The 19,722-nt window shown below is 68.6% G+C and carries 18 protein-coding genes; 11 read left to right on the forward strand and 7 right to left on the reverse strand.

What is annotated here, in order from left to right; translation table 11 throughout:
- Window positions 1-39: 39 nt before the first annotated feature.
- Window positions 40-615, reverse strand: a complete 576-nt coding sequence (gene ruvA / locus MRY84_RS18585) for a Holliday junction branch migration protein RuvA (protein ID WP_291507178.1) — start codon at window positions 613-615, stop codon at window positions 40-42.
- A gap of 82 nt (window positions 616-697) precedes the next feature.
- Between ruvA and MRY84_RS18590 the strand changes: the two genes are divergently transcribed.
- From MRY84_RS18590 to MRY84_RS18600, 3 genes are all read left to right on the forward strand, one after another.
- A complete protein-coding gene (locus MRY84_RS18590; protein ID WP_291507179.1) occupies window positions 698-1,654 on the forward strand; it encodes a PhoH family protein in 957 nt (318 codons plus the stop codon).
- A gap of 71 nt (window positions 1,655-1,725) precedes the next feature.
- Entirely contained in the window at window positions 1,726-2,184 is a 459-nt protein-coding gene (gene ybeY / locus MRY84_RS18595; protein WP_291507180.1) for an rRNA maturation RNase YbeY, read from the forward strand.
- Window positions 2,185-2,322: 138 nt separating this feature from the next.
- Window positions 2,323-3,063: a sulfite exporter TauE/SafE family protein gene (locus MRY84_RS18600; RefSeq protein ID WP_291507203.1), complete on the forward strand. Its 741-nt coding sequence runs from the start codon at window positions 2,323-2,325 to the stop codon at window positions 3,061-3,063.
- A gap of 132 nt (window positions 3,064-3,195) precedes the next feature.
- Here MRY84_RS18600 and MRY84_RS18605 read toward each other — a convergent pair whose 3' ends face one another.
- The 3 genes from MRY84_RS18605 to MRY84_RS18615 form a co-directional block, all read right to left on the reverse strand.
- The gene (locus MRY84_RS18605; RefSeq protein WP_291507181.1) at window positions 3,196-4,452 is read right to left on the reverse strand and encodes an MFS transporter; all 1,257 of its coding nucleotides are present in this window, start codon (window positions 4,450-4,452) and stop codon (window positions 3,196-3,198) included.
- A gap of 181 nt (window positions 4,453-4,633) precedes the next feature.
- Window positions 4,634-5,116 (reverse strand): D-aminoacyl-tRNA deacylase, encoded by a 483-nt coding sequence (gene dtd / locus MRY84_RS18610; RefSeq protein ID WP_291507182.1) that lies wholly within the window; start codon window positions 5,114-5,116, stop codon window positions 4,634-4,636.
- On the reverse strand, window positions 5,113-6,051 hold the full coding sequence (locus MRY84_RS18615; RefSeq protein WP_291507183.1) for a cation diffusion facilitator family transporter: 939 nt from the start codon (window positions 6,049-6,051) through the stop codon (window positions 5,113-5,115). The genes dtd and MRY84_RS18615 overlap by 4 nt, the downstream gene beginning before the upstream one ends.
- Before the next feature lie 109 nt (window positions 6,052-6,160).
- On the opposite strand from MRY84_RS18615, the gene MRY84_RS18620 reads away from it, so the two are divergent.
- The 4 genes from MRY84_RS18620 to MRY84_RS18635 all read left to right on the forward strand — a co-directional run bounded on the left by MRY84_RS18620 (window position 6,161) and on the right by MRY84_RS18635 (window position 9,876).
- Window positions 6,161-7,729: an ATP-binding protein gene (locus MRY84_RS18620; RefSeq protein ID WP_291507184.1), complete on the forward strand. Its 1,569-nt coding sequence runs from the start codon at window positions 6,161-6,163 to the stop codon at window positions 7,727-7,729.
- Entirely contained in the window at window positions 7,726-8,367 is a 642-nt protein-coding gene (locus MRY84_RS18625; RefSeq protein ID WP_291507185.1) for a response regulator, read from the forward strand. The genes MRY84_RS18620 and MRY84_RS18625 overlap by 4 nt, the downstream gene beginning before the upstream one ends.
- 258 nt (window positions 8,368-8,625) lie before the next feature.
- On the forward strand, window positions 8,626-9,120 hold the full coding sequence (locus tag MRY84_RS18630; protein ID WP_291507186.1) for a heme-binding protein: 495 nt from the start codon (window positions 8,626-8,628) through the stop codon (window positions 9,118-9,120).
- Window positions 9,121-9,180: 60 nt separating this feature from the next.
- The gene (locus MRY84_RS18635) at window positions 9,181-9,876 is read left to right on the forward strand and encodes an ankyrin repeat domain-containing protein (RefSeq protein WP_291507187.1); all 696 of its coding nucleotides are present in this window, start codon (window positions 9,181-9,183) and stop codon (window positions 9,874-9,876) included.
- Window positions 9,877-9,981: 105 nt separating this feature from the next.
- Here MRY84_RS18635 and dbpA read toward each other — a convergent pair whose 3' ends face one another.
- The gene (dbpA, locus tag MRY84_RS18640) at window positions 9,982-11,400 is read right to left on the reverse strand and encodes an ATP-dependent RNA helicase DbpA (RefSeq protein WP_291507188.1); all 1,419 of its coding nucleotides are present in this window, start codon (window positions 11,398-11,400) and stop codon (window positions 9,982-9,984) included.
- A gap of 36 nt (window positions 11,401-11,436) precedes the next feature.
- On the reverse strand, window positions 11,437-12,708 hold the full coding sequence (locus tag MRY84_RS18645) for a DUF4010 domain-containing protein (protein WP_291507189.1): 1,272 nt from the start codon (window positions 12,706-12,708) through the stop codon (window positions 11,437-11,439).
- 161 nt (window positions 12,709-12,869) lie between these two features.
- On the opposite strand from MRY84_RS18645, the gene MRY84_RS18650 reads away from it, so the two are divergent.
- The 4 genes from MRY84_RS18650 (at window position 12,870) to MRY84_RS18665 (ending at window position 18,852) form a co-directional block, all read left to right on the forward strand.
- Entirely contained in the window at window positions 12,870-14,942 is a 2,073-nt protein-coding gene (locus MRY84_RS18650) for a GGDEF and EAL domain-containing protein (protein ID WP_291507190.1), read from the forward strand.
- Between the two features lie 44 nt (window positions 14,943-14,986).
- Entirely contained in the window at window positions 14,987-16,468 is a 1,482-nt protein-coding gene (locus MRY84_RS18655; protein WP_291507191.1) for an AMP nucleosidase, read from the forward strand.
- Window positions 16,469-16,568: 100 nt separating this feature from the next.
- Window positions 16,569-17,705: a GGDEF domain-containing protein gene (locus MRY84_RS18660; protein WP_291507192.1), complete on the forward strand. Its 1,137-nt coding sequence runs from the start codon at window positions 16,569-16,571 to the stop codon at window positions 17,703-17,705.
- Window positions 17,706-17,910: 205 nt separating this feature from the next.
- Window positions 17,911-18,852 (forward strand): ATP-binding cassette domain-containing protein, encoded by a 942-nt coding sequence (locus MRY84_RS18665; protein WP_291507193.1) that lies wholly within the window; start codon window positions 17,911-17,913, stop codon window positions 18,850-18,852.
- A gap of 86 nt (window positions 18,853-18,938) precedes the next feature.
- Here MRY84_RS18665 and MRY84_RS18670 read toward each other — a convergent pair whose 3' ends face one another.
- The gene (locus tag MRY84_RS18670; protein ID WP_291507194.1) at window positions 18,939-19,676 is read right to left on the reverse strand and encodes a TetR/AcrR family transcriptional regulator; all 738 of its coding nucleotides are present in this window, start codon (window positions 19,674-19,676) and stop codon (window positions 18,939-18,941) included.
- Window positions 19,677-19,722 lie beyond the last annotated feature (46 nt).

The raw sequence follows: 19,722 nt of genomic DNA on the forward strand, positions 1-19,722 counted from the left end.
GCGTGATACGTCATTCAGGACTCCCTCTGTTTCGATCCATTACCGGGCCAGCGACTTCAGCGCCAGCTTGATCCCGTCACTCACTCCCACATCCGCAGGCAGCGCCTTGAGCGCTGCCGCGGCCTCCTTGTCGTTGTACCCCAAGGCCAGCAGGGCCTGAAGGATATCCGCCTGCGCGTCGCTGGTGGCCCCGCCGCGCACCGCGCCGATGTCGGCCCCGAGCTTGCCCTTGAGCTCCAGCAGCAGCCGCTCGGCCGTCTTCTTGCCGATGCCCGGCACCTTGACCAGGCGCCCCGCCTCCTGCAGCGAAACCGCCTGGGCGAGGTCCGCCACGCCCATGCCCGACAGGATGGACAGCGCCGTGCGCGGCCCCACGCCTGAGATCTTGATCAGTTCGCGGAACGCCTGGCGCTCCGGCGCGGTGGCAAAACCATACAGCAATTGCGCGTCCTCGCGCACAATGAACTGCGTCAACAGGCTCACACGCTCTCCCAGGGCGGGAAGGTTGTAGAACGTGCTCATGGGCACATACACCTCGTAGCCGACGCCGTGGCAGTCCACCAGCACCTCGGGGGGGTTCTTCTCCAGCAGCGTGCCGGTCAACTTGCCTATCATTGATGTCCTTTGCTGGCGGCCGCACCCACGGCAGCGCCATCGTTCGTGCCGTGATTTCGGCAGCCTGACGGGAATTATCCGCGTGATCCTGCGCCACACTTTCATCCCCCACAACAACACCCGGCTCACCCACCTGTGCGGGCCGGCCGATGTCCATCTGCGCACCATCGAGGTGGCCCTGGAGGTGAGCATTGCGCACCGGCACGAGCAGTTCAAGGTGGATGGCCCCAAGGCCAAGGCGACGCAGGCCATGGAACTGCTGCAGGCCCTGTATGAGATGGCCGACCACCCCATTCCCGAGGACCACCTGCAACTCATGCTGGCCGGCGATACCGAGCTGCTGGAGGCGCCCGACGACGCCATCGTGCTGAACACGCGCCGGGCCGACCTGCGCGGCCGCACCCCCACGCAGGCCCTGTACCTGCAGAACATCGCCACGCACGACATCACCTTCGGCATCGGCCCGGCGGGCACCGGCAAGACCTATCTGGCGGTGGCCAGCGCCGTGGATGCGCTGGAGAGGAGCGCCGTGCAGCGCATCGTGCTCACCCGCCCGGCCGTCGAAGCGGGCGAGCGCCTGGGCTTCCTGCCCGGCGACCTGGCGCAGAAGGTGGACCCCTATCTGCGCCCGCTGTACGACGCGCTGTACGAGCTGATGGGCTATGACAAGGTGCAAAAAGCCTTCGAGCGCAACGCGATCGAGATCGCGCCGCTGGCCTTCATGCGCGGGCGCACGCTGAACAACGCGTTCGTCATCCTCGACGAGGCGCAGAACACCACGCCGGAGCAGATGAAGATGTTCCTCACCCGCATCGGCTTTGGCGCCAAGGCCGTGGTGACCGGCGACGTGAGCCAGATCGACCTGCCCAAGGGCGCGCTGAGCGGGCTGATCGACGCCGAGCGCGTTCTCAAGCGGGTGAAGGGCATCTCGATCACCCGGTTCACCAGCGCCGATGTGGTGCGCCACCCGCTGGTGGCGCGCATTGTGGATGCGTACGACGCGCCGCGCCGCGCCCCGGCGGCACGGGCGCGCGACTAGGCCCGCCCATACTCCTAATTTGATAGCTGCTTACGCTTTCCCATCAAGCGCCAGCAGCCCAGAACACCCCCATGCCCCTGAACCAACTCTCCCTGTCGCTGCAGTTCGGCCAGTTCGATGGCGCGGCCGCCCATCGGGCAGCGCTACCCCGCCACAAGGTCACGCGCTGGATCCGCCATGCCCTGGCCACCGACGCCGAGATCACCGTGCGCATCGTCGGCACCGACGAGGGCCGGGAGCTCAACCGCGAGTACCGTAAGAAGGACTACGCGACCAACGTGCTCACCTTCGACTACACCCAGGAGCCGGTGGTGACCGCCGATCTGGTGCTGTGCGCCCCCGTGATCGAGCGCGAGGCGAAAGAGCAGAACAAGACCCTGGAAGAGCACTACGCCCACATGCTGGTCCATGGCACGCTGCACGCGCAGGGGTGGGACCACGAGACCAGCGAAGCGGATGCTCAGGAGATGGAAGCCTATGAAACGGCCATCTTGCAAGAGCTGGGGTTTGCGGACCCGTATGCGGCCTGACTCGCGCACCAGGGCATCGCGCAAATCACTTTCGCCTTTCATCCACTCAATTCAACCCAAAAGCCGCAGTTTCTCCACCTAAGATCAACCCAATGATCACAACGGCCCGGTCCACCTGACCGGCGAGGAGACATGCTGCTGTTCGAAACCGCCCTGCTGCTGGCCGCCGCCTTCGTGGCCGGCGCCCTGAACGCTGTCGCTGGCGGCGGCAGCTTTCTGACACTGCCCGCCCTTGTGTTCACCGGCGTGCCCCCTGTCGTGGCCAATGCCACCGGCACCGTGGCGCTGCTGCCGGGCTACATCGCCGGGGCCTGGGGTTTTCGCGAGGACACCGCCCCGCCGCCGGGCCTGTCGATGCGCCTCTTGGTGGTGCTGTCGCTCATCGGTGGCGCGGCGGGGGCGGCGTTGCTGCTGGTCACGCCCGACGCCACCTTCCGCCGCGTGGTGCCCTGGCTGCTGCTGGCGGCCACGGCGCTGTTTGCGTTTGGGCCGCAGCTGCGCCGGATGCTGGCGGGCGGCAAGCCGTCCACCGCCAAGGCCACCGCAGGGGTGCTGGCGGTGGCCGCGTACGGCGGCTACTTCAACGGGGGGCTGGGCATCTTGCTGCTGGCGCTGTTTGGCCTGCTGGGGCAAACGCAGCTCAATGCCATGAATGGCCTCAAGAACTGGGTGTCGGCCCTGCTCACCGCCATTGCGGTGGCCATCTATGCAGCGGGCGGCGTGGTGCTATGGCCGCAGGCGCTGATGATGGCCTTGGCAGCCACAGCGGGCGGCTATGGGGGAGCGCGCGTGGCGCGGCGCATCCCGGCCGACTGGCTGCGCGGCGGGATCGTACTGACAGGGCTGGTGATGGCGGCGCTGTTTTTCTGGCGCCAGTAGAGTCGGCCGCCCAGCGCTCATGCATCAAAATTGGCTCCAGCGCTTATCCATCAAGCGCTGGCAGCTATCATTTTTTTATCATTCATAACTGCCCACTGCCCGCCCGGTGCGATCCGACCCGCCCCGCAGGCCTCAGGCTTTGCGCCCCAGCAGCGGCGACCGCGGCAGCCATCGAAACGCCGTCGATGCCGCCGCCAACATGCAGGCGATGCACACCATGACCGCCTGGTAGGGCTCAACGCCCTGCCGCTGCGCCCACGCGGCCAACAGGCCCGTGAGCGATTGCATCAGCGCCACGCCCAGGAACATGGACATGGTGTACAGCGACAGCGCGCGGCCCGTCATCTCGGGTGGATAGGACGAGCGCACGTCCGCGTACTGCAGCACGCCGTAGCCCGACAGCAGCCCCATGAGGAAGATCAGCACCACGTTGGCAGTGGCGTGGTGCCAGAAGGCCAGCAGCAGAAACAGGCTGCCCATGAGCAGGGAGAAGTGGGTGATCCAGCGCCGCCGCCGTGTAGGCCCGGGGTCCATGCGGCCAAACGCGGCGGGCACGAACAGCGCGAGCATCGACAGCACCAGGGCCACGTTGCCGCTGTCGATGAGCGAAAAACCATACCGCCCCATCAGCAGGGGCCCAAGCCACAGGCCGCGCAGGGTCAGGAAGGCGGCGTAGCAGGTCATGCCCAGAATCAGGATGCCCCAGGTGTGCGGCACCTTGAGCAAACTGCCAAACCGGCGCGCCGCCTGCGCCCACGACTCGCGCGGACCCTGGGGTGCTTGCGCCAATGCGGGCTCGTGCACACGCAGAAAAATCAGCAGCCACGACAGAAGCGACAACACCGCCAGAACCGCGAACCCCGCACGCCAGCCGCCGTGCTGCACCATCCAGGCCAGCGGTGTGCCGGTGAACAACAGCCCCAACCCGCCCACCCCCATGCCCACGCCCGAGAAAAAGGCGAAGCGCTGCGCAGGAAAGTGGCGCGCAACGAAGACGGTGCAAGCCAGGAACGCCGGAGAGCAGCCCACACCGATCAGCAGCTGGCCCAGCATCAGCCAGCCATAGCTGGGCGCAAGGGCCGATACCGCGGCCCCCAGCCCCGCCAACGGAAAAGCCACTAGCACCGTGCGGCGCAGGCCGTACAGGTCCATGCCGATGCCCATGAGGAGCTGGGTCACGCCAAACGACAGGCCAAACAGGCCTGCAAACGCGCCCAGCGAGTCTGGCGAAATGCCAAAGTCCGCCTGCAGCCCCGCGGCGATGATGCTGGTGACGGAGCGGTAGGCCTGGCTCAGCGCAAAGGCCGACAGCAGGCACAGGTACATCACCCACAAGGCGCGGGGTGGCGAGGGCGGATCAGGCAGGACAGCGGGGGCGGTTTGGGTCACGGGTGAAGCAGGGCTGGCAGGGGGCGCGCGGCGGGTGGACGGCGGAGCGCGCGCCGCATCAGAAGAAAAAAGAGCAGAAGAACGGAACGCGCGTGCCCGAGCCTACAGAATTTGCTGCCCGCGCGCCGTCGCCGCGCGGACAACCCCACGGCCGGCTGCGGGCCGAACCGAGGTCACGCGTTCAGCCAGCCGCCGCTGCCGCCGGCACAGGCGCCATCCGCAGCGGGATCGTCACCGGTCCGTCGTTGACCAGGTGCACCTGCATGTCCGCCGCGAACCGGCCCGTGGCCACATCCGGGTGCACCTTGCGCGCCTGGGCCACCAGGTATTCGTACAGGCGCTGGCCTTCCGCGGGTGGTGCAGCGTTGGTAAAACTCGGGCGGTTGCCGCCCGTGGTGTCCGCGGCGAGGGTGAACTGGCTCACCAGCAGAATGCCTCCGCAGGTTCCGCGGCCGTCCACGTCCTGCACGCTCTGATTCATCTTGCCGGCAGCGTCCGAAAAGATGCGCAGCTTCAGGATCTTGGCCAGCAGCTTGTCGGCCTCGGCTTCGGTGTCGCCGCGCTCCGCGCACACCAGTACCAGCAGGCCCGCGCCGATGGCGCCCACGGTCTGTCCTTCCACCTCCACGCGCGCCTCGCGCACGCGCTGCAATACGCTGATCACTTCAATTCATCCTTCGGGTCGTCAAAATGCGCCTCCACGTCGGTGGGCAGCAGCTCGATGGTGGCGCGCAGGCCGGGCACGGCGGCCATCAGGGCGCGCTCCACCTGGCCGCGCAGTTCGGCGGCATGGCGCAACGTCCAGTGCGCGGGCATGTGCAGGTGCATGTCCACGAACTGGCGCTGGCCCGCGCGGCGAGTGGACACATGGTCAAAGCGCAGCGCGCCCGGCGGCTGGGCCTGCACGAACTGCTGCAGCGTGGTGTCGATGGCGGCTTGCACTTCAGGCTCCACGGCGGCGTCCATCAAGCCTTGCGAAGAGCGCCAGACCAGCTCCACGCCCTCCTTCAGGATGTTGAGCGCCACTGCGATGGCCGCCAGCGCGTCCAGCCAGAGCCAGCCGGTAAGGGCTGCCCCGGCGATGCCTACGAGCACGCCGGCTGAGGTCCACACGTCGGTGACCAGGTGGCGCGCGTCGGCCTCCAGCGCAATGGAGCGGTGCTCCCGTGCCGAACGGAACATCACCCAGGCCAGCAGCCCGTTGAGGGCGGAGCTGAGGACGGACAGGCCCAGGCCCCAGCCCACCTGCTCGAGCGGCTGCGGGTCCACCAGGCGGTGGCCGGCGGCCCACAGGATGCCCGCCGAAACGCCCACGATGAGGATGCCTTCGAAGCCCGAAGAAAAGTACTCGGCCTTGTGGTGGCCGTAAGGATGGTCATCGTCGGCCGGGCGCTGCGCCACGGTGACCATGGCCAGGGCGAACATGGCGCTGGCCAGGTTCACGAACGACTCCATGGCGTCGGACAGCAAGCCCACCGAACCCGTGACCACCCAAGCCAGCGTCTTGAGCGCGATGGTCACCACCGCCACGGCCACCGAGGCCCAGAGCAGGTTGCGCGGCGAAAGCCAGGGATGGGCGGCGGATGGGGTGGAGGGCATGGGCAAAGGCATGGACCGGAGCAGAAAACAGGCCGGCCATTACACCAGCGCCATCTTAAGCGGGGCTTTCTCCACATCAGCGGCTGCGCGCCCATGCCAGAATCCGCGCATGCCTCCGGCCTGGCGCCATCGCCGTTTTCCGCCCCCGCTCGCCAGCCTGCTGCTGTGGGCAGTGGTGGCGTGCGCGGGGGCGCTCGGGCTGGCTGCCACGCGGCTGCAGCAATTGCACGCCGCTTTCGAGACCGACGCGCGCATCGTGCACCGGCTGCTGAGCCAGCGCGTGGTGCAGCACGACGCCATCATGGCCACCCTGGCGCTGCTGCAGCCCGGCGCCGCTGCTGGCGATGCCGCTTCTGCGGCTCCCCTGCCCCGCCTGCCCTCGGTGTACCCGCAGATCCTGGCCGTGCTGCAGCGCACTGGGCAGGACCCATGGCCCGTCCCGCTGCAGGCCGAGCTGTCGGCCGCCGAGGCCGCTTCGCGCCGCACCGGCCATGCGGCCATGGCGGCACTGGACCTGCCCGCGGGCCGCTACCACCTGGTGCTGGCCGGCACGCCCGCCAGCTATGCGCTGCAGATCGACCTGCGCGCCACCATCCCGGCCGAGGAGTGGCCCATGGACCGGGACCGCAGCCCCGTTCGCGTGACGCTGGAGCACGGCGGCAAGGCCTTTGTGGTGCAGCCCGGCCGCGCAGGCGACGACGCTGGCGCCAGCCGGCTCCGCTCTTATGACTTTCACAAGCAGCTGGCCGCCGCCAGCCAGCCGCTGGAGGTGGTGGCGCTGCGCAGCGTGGGCCTGAGCGAGCTGCCCTGGTGGGGCATGCTGGGCTGGTGCGTGCTCACGGCCGGGCTGTGGGCCGCGGGCCATGCCCTGTGGCGCCAGCGCGCCGCACGCCAGCGGGCAGAGGAACTGCTGCGCCTGGGCCAGGTGGCGCGGCTGAACACGCTGGGCGAACTCGCGGCCGGCATGGCGCACGAGCTGAACCAGCCGCTGACCGCGCTGCTGTCCAGCACCCAGGCCGCGCAGCGCCTGCTGGACGATGACCCGCCCGATCTCGGCACCGCCCAGTCCGCCCTCGCGCGCGCTGTGGAGCAGGCGCGCCGCGCCTCGGCCGTGGTGGGCCGCCTGCGCCGCCTGGTGGAGCGTCCCGACCTGGGCGGCCAGGTGCAGCCCCTGCCGCTGCCCGCCGTGGTGCAGGATGCCCTGCGCCTGCTGCAGCCTGACCTGGCGCAGCACGGCGTGGCCGTGGAAGTGGATGCCGCCGTCCCCGACCTGCCGCCCGTGCTGGCCGAGCCCGTGGCGCTGCAGCAGATCCTGCACAACCTGCTGACCAACGCCTTGCAGGCGCTGGAGCAGATGCCGCCCGCCGAGCGCCGCCTGCGCATTGGCCTGTCGCTTCCGGACGCCGCGCACGTGGCGCTCTCGGTGCGCGACGACGGCCCCGGCATCCCGCCCGAGGCGCGCCAGCGCCTGTTCGAGCCGTTCTTCACCACCCGCCGCGGCGGGCTGGGCCTGGGCCTTACGCTGTGCGAAAGCCTGGCCCAGGCGATGGGCGCCCACTTGGCGCTGGCGCCCGAGGCCCCGGGTTCACAAGGCCGGGGCGCGGAGTTTGTGCTGACCCTTCCCACGGCGCCCGCTGCTCCCACCGCCACGTCCTTCACCACCCCCACCCGGCCATGACCGACACCGCCGCCCCTTCCCTCTCGCCTTTGATCCACCTCGTGGACGACGACGCCGCCGTGCGGGACAGCCTGGGCCTCCTGATCGGCACCGTGGGCCTGCGCGTGCAGACCTGGGCCGACCCGCAGTCGTTCTTGGCCGGGTTCGACCGCGTCAGCATCGGCGCCATCGTGCTGGACGTGCGCATGCCAGGCACCAGCGGCCTCACCGTGCTGGAGCAACTGCTGGCGCAGGGCGTGGACCAGCCCGTGATCCTGCTTACTGGCCACGGCACAGTGGAGATGTGCCGCCGCGCCTTCAAGACCGGCGCCGCCGAGTTCCTGGAAAAGCCGGTGGACGACGAGGTGCTGATCGAAGCCCTGCAGAACGCCGTGCGCCAGCTTGTGCGCTCGCGCGAGCGCCACCAGGCCGACCAGCAGGCGCGCGAGCGCTACGCGCAGCTCTCGGCCCGCGAGCGCGAGGTGCTGGGCCTGATCGTCGAAGGGTTGACCAACAAGGAGATCGGCCGGGCGCTCGAACTCTCGCCGCGCACGGTGGAAACCCACCGCGCCAACCTGTTTGGCAAGCTGGGGGCGGAGTCGCTGGCGCAGCTGATCCGGCGATATGCGGCGCTGGTGGATTCCGTCCCTGGCGCGTAAAGCCGCGGTTTCGCCAGCGGCCGCCTTGCAAGGGCCGCCAAATCAACGTGCAGGCACTGGCGGCGTCCCTCTTCCCGGCCCGCGCAGCGGGGCGAGAGAAGGGGGAAGGCGCGCAGCGCCTCCGGGGGATGCGTCGATTCAGTAGTTCTACGGAGCCGTTCGCGTAGCCGCACGAATGTTCCAAAACACCGGCAATTTCTACAGTTCTCCCACGGCGCCACAACGGGTGGCACCGAACCAGAAACACCGGAGAACACCATGCAAAACCGCCTCGCTACCGTCGCCGCCCTCACCCTGTCCCTGATCGCCACCGCCGCCAGCGCCGAAGGCGTGCGCACCGAAAAGAACATGTCGCTGGACCTGGCCACGCAGATCGCCGCCCAAACCGTGGCCACCTGCACCGCCAACGGCTATGCCGTGACCGCCACCGTGGTGGACCGCGCCGGCACCGTGCGCGCCGTGCAGCGCGCCGACAACGCCGGCCCGCACACGCTGGAAGCCAGCCGCCTCAAGGCCTACACCTCGGCATCGGCCAAGAACACCACGCTGGCCATGATGGAAGGCGCACAGAAGAACCCCGCAGCGGCCAACCTTGTCAACATCCCCGGCTACCTGCTGCTGGGCGGCGGCGTGCCCGTGAAGGTGGGCAACGAGGTGATTGGCGCCGTGGGCGTGGGCGGTGCGCCCGGCGGCCATCTGGACGAGCAGTGCGCCGCGGCGGGTATCGCCAAGGTCGCTGAACTGCTGAAGTAATTGATCGCGCGCAGCCGCCACCCGCGCCCTCACCCGCAACCCACGCCATCGGAGGCCCCCATGAAGCCCTGGAACCTAGCATTCGCCCTGGCCGCCGCACTGGCCTGTGCCACCCCGGCCCAGGCCCAGGTGCCGCCTACGGCGGCAGAAACTGCGGCCTACCAGGGCCTGCATGCGGCTGCGGCGCGGGGCGATGTGCCCGCAATCTCCAAACTGATCGCGGCACGGGCCGACGTGAACGCGCGCGATGGCTACGGCCGCACGCCGCTGCATGTCGCCACCTTTGCCCGGCAGGCCGATGCCATCCGCGCCCTTGCCCAGGCTGGTGCCGACCTGAATGCGCTGGAGAACGACCGTTACGACGCAGTGACCATCGCCGCCGTGGCCGACGACGAGGCCACGCTGCGCCTGCTGCTGCAGCTGGGCGCCAGCGCCAAACAGGTGACCAGCCGCTACGACGGCACGGCCCTGATCGCCGCTGCCCACCTGGGGCACGACGGCGTTGTGCGGCAGCTGATCGCCGCCGGGGCGCCGCTGGACCATGTGAACAACCTGCACTGGACGGCGCTCATCGAATCCATCGTGCTGGGCAACGGCGGGCCCCGCCACCAGGCCACGCTGCAGGCACTCTTGAAGGCGGGGGCGAGCACCGCGCTGACTGACCGGCAAGGCAATACGCCGCTGCAGCTGGCGCGCCAGCGGGGCTTTCGCGAGATGGTGCGGATGCTGGAGGCTGCGGGCGCGGCGGGGCGGTGACTCTTGGAGTTTTTGCGAGGGCGCCGGATTACGCTTCGCCAATCCGATATACGCTACACAATTAATAGCTACCAGCGCTTTTCAAGTAAGCGTTGGAGCCCAATTTCATTCAAACTCCTGATAGCCCGTCACCAGTCGGGCCTTCACGCTCTTGCCCTTGACGCGCCCGCTGTTGAGCCGCTGCACGGCCTGGGCGCCAATCGCGCGATCCACCGCCACGTAGGTGGAGAAGTCGTTCACATTGATCTTGCCCACCTGCTCGCGGGTGTAGCCCATGTCGCCAGTCAGCGCGCCCAGCACGTCGCCGGCGCGGATCTTCTCCTTGCGGCCGCCGATGATCTGGAGGGTGACCATGGGCGGCACCAGCGGGCCGCTGCCGGTGGGCTTGAGTTCGGTGATCGGGAACCAGCGCGACTCGCGGCCCTGCAACTGCTCGATCTTGCCCACGTGGCCCATCTCGTCCATGCTGGCCAGGTTCAGCGCCAGGCCCTCGGCATCGCCCCGGCCGGTGCGGCCGATGCGGTGGATGTGCACTTCGGGGTCGGGCGTCACGTCCACGTTGATCACGGCGGCCAGGTTGGCAATGTCGAGACCCCGCGCGGCCACGTCGGTGGCCACCAGCACCGAGCAGCTCTTGTTGGCAAACTGCACCAGCACCTGGTCGCGCTCGCGCTGCTCCAGCTCGCCAAACAGCGCGAGCGCGCTGAAACCCTGGGCCTGCAGCACGCCCACGAGATCGCGGCACTGCTGCTTGGTGTTGCAGAACGCAATGGACGAATCCGGACGGAAGTGGTTGAGCAGTTGCGACACCACATGCAGGCGTTCGCTGTTCTTCACCTCGTACCAGCGCTGCTCGATCTTGCCTTCGGCATGCTGCGCCTGCACGGTGATCTGCTGCGGGTTCTTCATGAACTGCGCACTGAGCTTGGCAATGCCTTCGGGGTAAGTGGCCGAGAACAGCAGGGTCTGGCGCTCCTTGGGGCACTGGCGCGCCACGGTCACGATGTCGTCGAAGAAGCCCATGTCCAGCATGCGGTCGGCTTCGTCCAGCACCAGGGTGTTGAGCGCTTCCAGCGTCAGGTGCTGGCGCTCCAGGTGGTCCATCACGCGGCCAGGCGTACCCACCACGATGTGCGCGCCGTGTTCCAGGCTCAGCATCTGGCCGCGCAGCGGCACGCCGCCGCACAGGGTCACGACCTTGATGTTCTCCTCAGCGCGCGCCAGGCGGCGGATCTCGGTGCTCACCTGGTCGGCCAGCTCGCGCGTGGGGCACAGCACCAGGGCCTGCACCGCAAACCGGCGGGGGTTGAGGTTGGCCAGCAGGGCCAGCGCAAACGCGGCCGTCTTGCCGCTGCCGGTGCTGGCCTGGGCGATCAGGTCCTTGCCCAGCAAGGCGGGCGGCAGGCTGGCCGCCTGGATGGGCGTCATTTGCGTGTAGCCCAGCTGCTGCAGATTGGCCAGCATGGCGGGGCTCAGGGCCAGCGTGCTGAACGCGGTGCTGGCGGGGGTTTCTTTGGAAGTCATCGGCCGATTATCCGGGTCCGCCCGCGGCAACCCTCATCACTGCAGGGCCAGCACCCCCGCAAAAGCCAAGGTGTGTGCAAGGACGCCCGGCGCCACGGCCAGCGCGTAGCGCCACCCGCCACTGGCCAGCGCCACCGCACACTTGCTGCCGGCATGCACCAGCAGCGCGGCCATCAGTGCCGAAGCGATGGCGGGCCCCGACGGACTTTGCGGCTCGCCCTGTACCAGCACCGCCGCGGTGGCCGCATGCACATCGGCCAGGGCCGCCAACAGGGCGCCGGCGAGCATGCCGGCGTCGCCCTGCCAGGCCGTCAGCAGGTGCACCCCCACCTGGATACCCGTGAGAAGCGCGGCGATCAGCAAGGCGTCGCGCAGCTTGAACATGGGCGTGTCGGGCGGCAAATGCATCGGCTCCCGCAGCCCCTGACCGGCGTCCTGGCGGGCCGACCCGAGCCCCACGCCCCACCAGCCCAATGCCGCCGCCACGCAGCCGCCGGCCAGCGCAGGCAGCCACAGCCGGGTGATCCACTGAGGCTGCACTGTCGCCGCCACCACGACAATCTGGACCATGGTGGCCACGCACGACAGCACCGCCGCCCCCGCGTGGGCGCGCGCCGTTGCATGTCCTGCCCGCACCTCCATGCCCAGGCTCCCGATGGTGGCCGTGCTCGACACGAATCCCGAAGCCACGGCCGAGAGCGCCACTGCGTGGCGCGCCTGCATGAGACGCCGGGCCAGGTGCGCGAGCGACTGGATCACCAGCAGCACGATGACCAGCCGGACCACCACCTTCGGGTTCAGCACGCCATGCCACAGTGGCGCATCGGGCGCGAGCGGATACACCAGCAAGGCCAGCGCGGCCAACACCAGCCCGCTGCGCACTTCGCCGGGCTGGAGCCACTGGTTGGAGAACTGGTGCAAGGCATCGCGCAGCGCCAGCAGTGCCGTCACCACCACCGCCAGCGCGGCGGCCAGCAGTTGGTCGCGCGCGCATGTCACCCCGATCAGGTAGGCCAGCAGCAAGGCGATCTCGGTGGTGACCCCCGGGTCGCCGGAGCGGTCACGCGCGTAGGCCACCACCGCCAGGGCAGCCACGAAGGCCGCTCCCAACACGACCAATGCGGGCATCGCGGCCAGTGCGGCGGCTGCGCCGCTGAGGGAGGCCAGCGTGAACGAGCGTACGCCGGCCAGCGCCCGATCCGGCCCATCCCCCTTGCGCCGCTCACGCTCGATCCCCATCAACAGGCCGCACCCCGCGGCACTGGCCAGCACGGCCATCGCCGTGGAAAAGCCCTCGAACTCTTGCATCGCCCCCGCACACCTTTCTGGGTCATCCGCTCGCACCAGGACCGCATGGTGACAGAAGAAGGAGCCCAAGGCATTCCCTCTTGCCGGGCAACACCATGCTGACTAACCCCAAGGCTCGCGTCAGGTGCATCGGCTATAACGAAATGGTCCCGTTCCCTGCCATGCAAGAACTTTCCACCGCCCTCCCAAACCCTGAGCCGCGCGGCACCAGCGATGCGCTGCTGCGGCTGATCGCGGACTCGGTACCGGCGCTGATCGCCTACTACGACCTGCCAGGGCTGCGCTGCCAGTTCGCCAACCAAGGGTATGCCGCCTACAACGGCCACAGCACCGAGTCCATCCAGGGCTTGACGGTGAAGGAAGCCATTGGCGAGAAGGCGTGGCACGCGATCGAACCCCACGTGCAGCGCTGCGTGCGCGGCGAACACGTGAAGTACACCCGCGAGCAGACCTTGCCCAATGGCGAGGCGCGGGTGATCGAGGTCAACCTGATTCCGCACTTTGGCGCCGCTTCGCTGCAGCTGGGCGCATTCGTGCTGATCACCGACATCACCGAGCGCTGGCGCTCGGAACGGCAGGTGCGCCAGAGCGAAGAGCGCATGCGCAAGTTCACCGAGGCCACGGATGAAGCCATCGTGTTCCACCGTGACGGCCTCATCACCGATGGCAACGAGGCGCTGACCCGGCTCACAGGGTTTGCGCTGCCGGAAGTGGTTGGCCTGTCGATCTTCAACTTCATCAGCCCCGAATGGCGGGCCGTGGCGCTGGACTACACCCGCAGCGGACGCGAGGATCCCTACGAGGTCACGATCCGCCACAAGGACGGCCACACGATTCCCGTCGAAGTGGTGGGCAAGACCATGCCCATGAACCACGCGGACTACCGGATCGTGGTGGTGCGGGACATCACGGCCCGCAAGCAGGCCCAGCAGCGCGAGGCGTTCATTGCGCTGCACGACCCGCTCACGCAGCTGCCCAACCGGCACTTCCTGATGGAGCAGCTGTCACAGGTGCTCTCGCTGGCGCGCCGCCGGCACGGCCAGGCGGCGGTGCTGTTCGTGAACCTCGACCACTTCAAGACCGTGAACGATTCGCTGGGACACCACGCGGGTGACCAGCTGCTGTGTCAGGTGGCCGAGCGGCTGCGCCAGGGTGTGCGTGACGCCGACGTGGTGGCGCGCCTGGGCAGCGATGAGTTCGTGGTGGTGCTGACCGACGTGCAGGGGGGCCATGACGCCGCCACCGTGGCCGACAAGCTGCTGCACGCGATGCACGGCGCATTCACCGTGGATGCGTTGCCGCTGACCATCTCGCCCTCCATCGGCATCGCGCTGTTCCCTGAGCACGCGGCCACCGCGGATGCCCTGCTGCGCTGCGCCGACGCCGCCATGCACCACGCCAAGGACAACGGCCGCGGCCACCGCCAGTTCTACGACCCCGGCATGGAGGCCAGCGCCATGGACGTGCTGCAGCACGAGCGTCTGCTGCGCGAGGCCATCGCCCACAACGGCTTCGTGCTGCATTTCCAGCCGCAGATGCGGCTGCAAGACGGGGCGCTGCAAGGGTTTGAAGCGCTGGTGCGCTGGCGCCATCCCGAGCGGGGGCTGGTGGGGCCCGCCGAGTTCATCCCGTTTTGCGAATCGCGCGGCCTCATCACGCCCATCGGCCGCTGGGTGCTGCGCGAAGCCTGCCGCCAGCTCAAGGCTTGGCAGGACCAGGGCCTGGCCCGCGTGCCGGTGGCGGTCAACCTCTCGGCCCTGGAGTTCCGCCAGCGGGACGTGGCGGGCGAAATCGCCGCGGTGCTGCAGGAAACCGGTTTGGCGCCGCAATACCTGGAGGTCGAGCTCACCGAGTCGGTGCTCATGCACCAGAGCGGCCAGACCCTGGAGACGCTCAACGCGCTAAAGGCGCTGGGCATCGGCATCTCCATCGATGACTTCGGCACGGGGTATTCCTCGCTGGCCTATCTCAAGCGCTACCCCATCGACAAGCTCAAGATCGACCGGTCATTCGTGGCGGACACCCCGGGCAACGCGGACGACGTGGCCATTGTGACGGCGATCATCCAGATGGCCCGCAGCCTGCAGATCCAGACGGTGGCAGAGGGGGTGGAAACGCGGGAGCAGGTGGATCTCCTGCAGCGCCTGGGCTGTCATTTCATCCAGGGGTACGTGGTGGCCAAGCCGCAGGATGCGCAGGAAGTCCTGCGCTGGATGCGCGAGAGACCGGCGTGAGCGACCGTCATAACGGCCACCGCAGGCTTGTGGACAATAGCGCCATGCCCCTCATCCCTGATTTCATCGCACCCACCCGCCATACCGACCCCGCCGATGCCCTGGCCCAGGTGCAGCGCATCTACCAGCAACAGATCGGCCACCTGCGCGACGCCATGCAGCGCTTCGTGGCGGGCGAGACTCCGGCGAGCGCCGTGCGGGCGTTCTACCCCTTCGTGCGCGTGCACACCACCACCGTCGCGCGGGCCGACACCAAGCTGGCCTACGGCTTCGTGGAAGGGCCGGGCCGCTACGAGACCACGCTCACCCGGCCCGACCTGTTCGCGCGCTATTACCTGGAGCAGTTCCGCCTGCTGCGCGCCAGCCACAACGTCGAGCTCGAAGTGGGCACCAGCGCGCACCCCATTCCGATCCATTTTTCGTTTGCCGAGCACGACCACATCGAAGGCACGCTAAGCCCCGAGCGCCGCATGCTGATGCGCGATGTGTTCGACCTGCCCGACCTGGCCGCCATGGACGATGGCATCGCCAACGGCACCTGGCAGGCGCGCCCCGGCGAAGCGCAGCCGCTGTCGCTGTTCACCGCGCCGCGCGTGGACTACTCGCTGCACCGCCTGCGCCACTACACCAGCACGGCGCCCGAGTGGTTCCAGAACTTCGTGCTGTTCACCAACTACCAGTTCTACATCGACGAATTCGTGCGCCTGGGCCACGCCGAGATGGCCAAGCCGGACAGCGAATACATCGCCTTCATCGAACCCGGCAACGTGATCACGCGCCGCACCGGCCTGCCGGCCGAGGCCAACGACGAGCTGGGCGTGGCCCCGCCGCGCCTGCCGCAGATGCCGGCCTACCACCTGGTGCGCAAGGACCATAGCGGCATCAGCATGGTGAACATTGGCGTGGGCCCGTCCAACGCCAAGACGATCACCGACCACATCGCCGTGCTGCGCCCCCACGCCTGGATGATGCTGGGCCACTGCGCGGGCCTGCGCAACAGCCAGCAGCTGGGCGACTACGTGCTGGCCCACGCCTATGTGCGCGAGGACCATGTGCTGGACGAAGAACTTCCGCTGTGGGTGCCCATCCCGGCCCTGGCCGAGATCCAGCTCGCGCTGCAGCAGGCCGTGGCCGACGTGACCCAGGTGCCCGAGGCCGACCTCAAGCGCTTCATGCGCACCGGCACCGTGGCCAGCACCGACAACCGCAACTGGGAGCTGCTGCCCGACAACATGCCCCAGCGCCGCTTCAGCCAGAGCCGCGCCGTGGCGCTGGACATGGAAAGCGCCACCATCGCCGCCAACGGCTTCCGCTTTCGCGTGCCCTACGGCACCCTGCTGTGCGTGAGCGACAAGCCCCTGCACGGCGAGATCAAGCTGCCCGGCATGGCCAATCACTTCTACCGTGAACGCGTGGACCAGCACCTGCGCATCGGCATGCGGGCCATCGAGATCTTGCGCAAGGGAGGCGTGGACCGCCTGCACAGCCGCAAGCTGCGCAGCTTTGCCGAGGTTGCGTTCCAGTAAAAGACCGTCGAAGAGAACCCAAGGAAAAAGGCCCAGGGGACGCGCGGCGGCGCCGTTCGCCCTCCCCACGCACTGGTACTTTCCCCGCCCCGCTCCATTCATGCCCTTGGACTTTTTCACGCTCATGACCGTCATGGCAGCGAACCTGTTCATGATCTCGGCCGCCCTGCCGCTGATCATGGGCCGGGACGTGAGCCGCGCGGCCCGCAACGTGCAGGCAAGCCTGTTGCTGCAAGCGGTGGGCTGGTCGGCCATCATCGCGTCGTCCTCGCTGTGGGACCAGGCCCTGTCGACCGTCGCGATGGTCTGCCAGGCGACCGCGCAGTGGGCGCTGTACCGTGCGCTGGAGGAGTGGCTGGGCCCGCGGCCGCTGCGGCGCACGCTGCTGGTGCTGGTGGTCGCGATGCCGCTGGGCTACACGCTCGGATTCGACCACTACGCCTGGCGGGTGGGTTGGGCCAACGGACTGCAGGCGGCCATCCTGTGCATCGTGGCCCGCGCCACGATGCACCCGGTGACTCCGTCCGACGGCCGCTGGCGCGCCCTGCTGCTGGGCTGCCTGCTCACGTCGGCCTGCTTCACCCTGGCGCGCGGCCTGCTGGGCGCCTTCACCGACCAGTACCCCACCTTTCGCACGCCGCACCCCGTCAATCTGGCGGCAGCGGTGGCCACCAACGTGAGTCTGGTGCTGGGCACGGTGGCGGTGCTGGTGGCTTGGCGCGCGGAAGCCGAACAGAAGCTGCACGCCCTGGCCATGACCGACGGCCTCACGGGCCTGCTCAACCGCCGCGGCTTCGACACCCAGGGCGAAACCCTGCTCTCGCACGCATGGCGCCATCGCCTGCCAGTGACGGCCCTGATGCTGGACCTGGACCATTTCAAGCAGATCAATGACTCCCACGGGCACGACATGGGCGACCGCGCCCTGCAGCTGTTTGCGCGGCTGCTGACCGACACGTGCCGCACCGGGGACATCATCGCCCGCCTGGGCGGCGAGGAGTTCGGCGTGCTGCTGCTGCACAACGGCACGCCCGCAGGCAGCGCCTTCGACAAGCGGCTGCGCCAGCGCCTGCTCGACGCGAGCGCCGCCGAACTGGGCTTCATCCTGGACTACAGCGCGGGCATGGCGCAGTTGCGGCCCGGCGAATCGTCGCTGGCCGCGTTGATGACCCGGGCCGACGAGGCGCTCTACAACGCGAAAACGCAGGGCCGGGGGCGGCTGATCTCGGCCACCTGAGGCTGCCCTGGGCAAGCCTCTCCACGGGCATCAAATGCTACATATTTGATAGCTATCAGCGCTTTCTGCACAAGCGCCAACGGCCGTTTTCATCCAGACCTCCAGCCACAAAGCCCTCGCGTCCCGGCGCAGGCCCGAGCCCCGCTGCCCCCGCCTTGCGCGCCCGCACGCGCCGTGCCGCACCGCCATGGCACACAATCAGCCCATGACCGCACTTTTTGAAGCGCTGAACCTGCGCAAAAGCTACGGCGGGACCACCGTTGTCGACGACGTTTCGTTTTCCATCGCCCCCGGCGAGTGCCTGGGTGTCATCGGCCCCAACGGTGCGGGCAAGACCACCACCATCCGCATGTGCCTGGGCCTCACGGTGCCCGACGGCGGCGCCGTGCACTTCCACCCGCCGGGTGCGGCTGCACCGCTGCACATGCCGCGCGACGCGCTCGCCATCAAGGCACAGCTGGGCGTGGTCACGCAGTTCGACACCTTGGACCCGGACTTCACCTGCGCCGAAAACCTGCGCGTGTTCGGCCGCTACTTCGGCCTCCAGGGCTCGGTGATGGACGAGCGCGTGCCCCAGCTGCTGGAGTTCGCGGCGCTCACCCACAAGGCCGACGCCAAGCCCGGCGAGCTCTCGGGCGGCATGAAGCGGCGCCTGTCGCTGGCCCGCGCTTTGGTCAACAACCCGCGCCTGCTGCTGCTGGACGAACCCACCACCGGCCTGGACCCGCAGGCCCGCCACCTGATGTGGGAGCGGCTGCAGTTGCTGCTGCAGCAGGGCAAGTCGATCTTGCTCACCACCCACTTCATGGACGAGGCCGAGCGCCTGTGCTCGCGCCTGCTGGTGCTGGACCACGGCAAGAAGATCGCCGAGGGCCGCCCGCGCGAGCTGATTGCCCAGCACCTGGAGCCGGATGTGGTGGAGGTGTTCGGCATGGGCGCCGTGGCCCTGGCGGAAGACGCTGCCCTGCGCCCGCTGGCTGCGCGGGTGGAGATCAGCGGTGAAACGGTGTTCTTCTACACGCAAGACGCCCAGCCCCTGCTGCGGGCTTTGGGCCAGCACCCGCACCTGCGCACGCTGCACCGGCCGGCCAACCTGGAAGACCTCTTCCTCAAGCTCACGGGGCGGCAGATCCGGGAGGATGGTTGAGGCTGCGTCGGGTTACGCTGCGCTAACCCGACCTACCAAAACGATAGCTACCCGCCCCGGCCCGCAGATGCACACGGCGCGGTGGTTCATGCCGAGGATCCCGGGGCCCTGCCGGCCCGTGCCCCCGCGCGGCGCGGCGCGGGGGCAGCTTCTGTCGGCGCGTGCGTGGCAAAGGGCGGCAAGGGGCGCGCCATGACCTCAGCGGCATCGGCGGGCGACATGCCCAGCCCGCGCAGCACCATCTGCAACAGGGCCTGCACATACGCGGCGGAATCCGGCACTTCGCCCTGCGCGATGCGCGCCTGCGCCCGCATGCAGGTGCCGAACACCATGTCGATCGCGGCCTCCTCGTCCGCCACGTGAAAGCGGCCTTGCGCCTGGGCCATCCGCAGGTCGGCACGCGAATAGGGCTTGATCAGTTCAATGGCTTCTGGATAAGCGCTTGCCAGCTGGATGAGCAGCAGGGCCCAGGGCGCGCTTTCCTCGGCCAGCCAAAGGAAGCGCCGCATGCCAATGCTCATGCGCTGCGCGCCGTCCTCGATGTGCTGGTAGCTCTGCACCACCCGCTCGTTGAGCGTGGTGGAGAGTGCGACAGCCAGCGCTTCAAAGATCTCTTCGCGCGTGCTGAAGTGGTTGTACACCGTGCCCGGCGCCATGCCGGCCACGCGCGCGATCTCCTGGATGCTGGTCCCCGCCACGCCCCGCGAAGCCACCACCTCCACCGTGGCGTGCAGCAGCTGCCGCCGCGTGCGGTCGCGCTTGGACGGACGCTCGCCTTCGCCCGGCAACAGAAAACGCGCCAACGGCTGCGGCAACGGAGGCATTGACGGCGCCCCGTAAATTGATTCAGAATTCATTTTTGAATAGTCT

The sequence above is a fragment of the Acidovorax sp. genome (assembly GCF_022763525.1).
Taxonomy (GTDB): Bacteria; Pseudomonadota; Gammaproteobacteria; order Burkholderiales; family Burkholderiaceae_C; genus Acidovorax.

Excerpts from the sequence above, each read along its gene's own strand:
- ruvA (WP_291507178.1), bottom strand. The coding sequence starts at position 615 with ATGATAGGCAAGTTGACCGGCACGCTGCTGGAGAAGAACCCCCCCGAG.
- ybeY (WP_291507180.1), top strand. The coding sequence starts at position 1,726 with ATGCCCCTGAACCAACTCTCCCTGTCGCTGCAGTTCGGCCAGTTCGAT.
- MRY84_RS18615 (WP_291507183.1), bottom strand. The coding sequence starts at position 6,051 with ATGCCCTCCACCCCATCCGCCGCCCATCCCTGGCTTTCGCCGCGCAAC.
- MRY84_RS18620 (WP_291507184.1), top strand. The coding sequence starts at position 6,161 with ATGCCTCCGGCCTGGCGCCATCGCCGTTTTCCGCCCCCGCTCGCCAGC.
- MRY84_RS18625 (WP_291507185.1), top strand. The coding sequence starts at position 7,726 with ATGACCGACACCGCCGCCCCTTCCCTCTCGCCTTTGATCCACCTCGTG.
- MRY84_RS18630 (WP_291507186.1), top strand. The coding sequence starts at position 8,626 with ATGCAAAACCGCCTCGCTACCGTCGCCGCCCTCACCCTGTCCCTGATC.
- MRY84_RS18635 (WP_291507187.1), top strand. The coding sequence starts at position 9,181 with ATGAAGCCCTGGAACCTAGCATTCGCCCTGGCCGCCGCACTGGCCTGT.
- dbpA (WP_291507188.1), bottom strand. The coding sequence starts at position 11,400 with ATGACTTCCAAAGAAACCCCCGCCAGCACCGCGTTCAGCACGCTGGCC.
- MRY84_RS18645 (WP_291507189.1), bottom strand. The coding sequence starts at position 12,708 with ATGCAAGAGTTCGAGGGCTTTTCCACGGCGATGGCCGTGCTGGCCAGT.
- MRY84_RS18650 (WP_291507190.1), top strand. The coding sequence starts at position 12,870 with ATGCAAGAACTTTCCACCGCCCTCCCAAACCCTGAGCCGCGCGGCACC.
- MRY84_RS18655 (WP_291507191.1), top strand. The coding sequence starts at position 14,987 with ATGCCCCTCATCCCTGATTTCATCGCACCCACCCGCCATACCGACCCC.
- MRY84_RS18660 (WP_291507192.1), top strand. The coding sequence starts at position 16,569 with ATGCCCTTGGACTTTTTCACGCTCATGACCGTCATGGCAGCGAACCTG.
- MRY84_RS18665 (WP_291507193.1), top strand. The coding sequence starts at position 17,911 with ATGACCGCACTTTTTGAAGCGCTGAACCTGCGCAAAAGCTACGGCGGG.
- MRY84_RS18670 (WP_291507194.1), bottom strand. The coding sequence starts at position 19,676 with ATGCCTCCGTTGCCGCAGCCGTTGGCGCGTTTTCTGTTGCCGGGCGAA.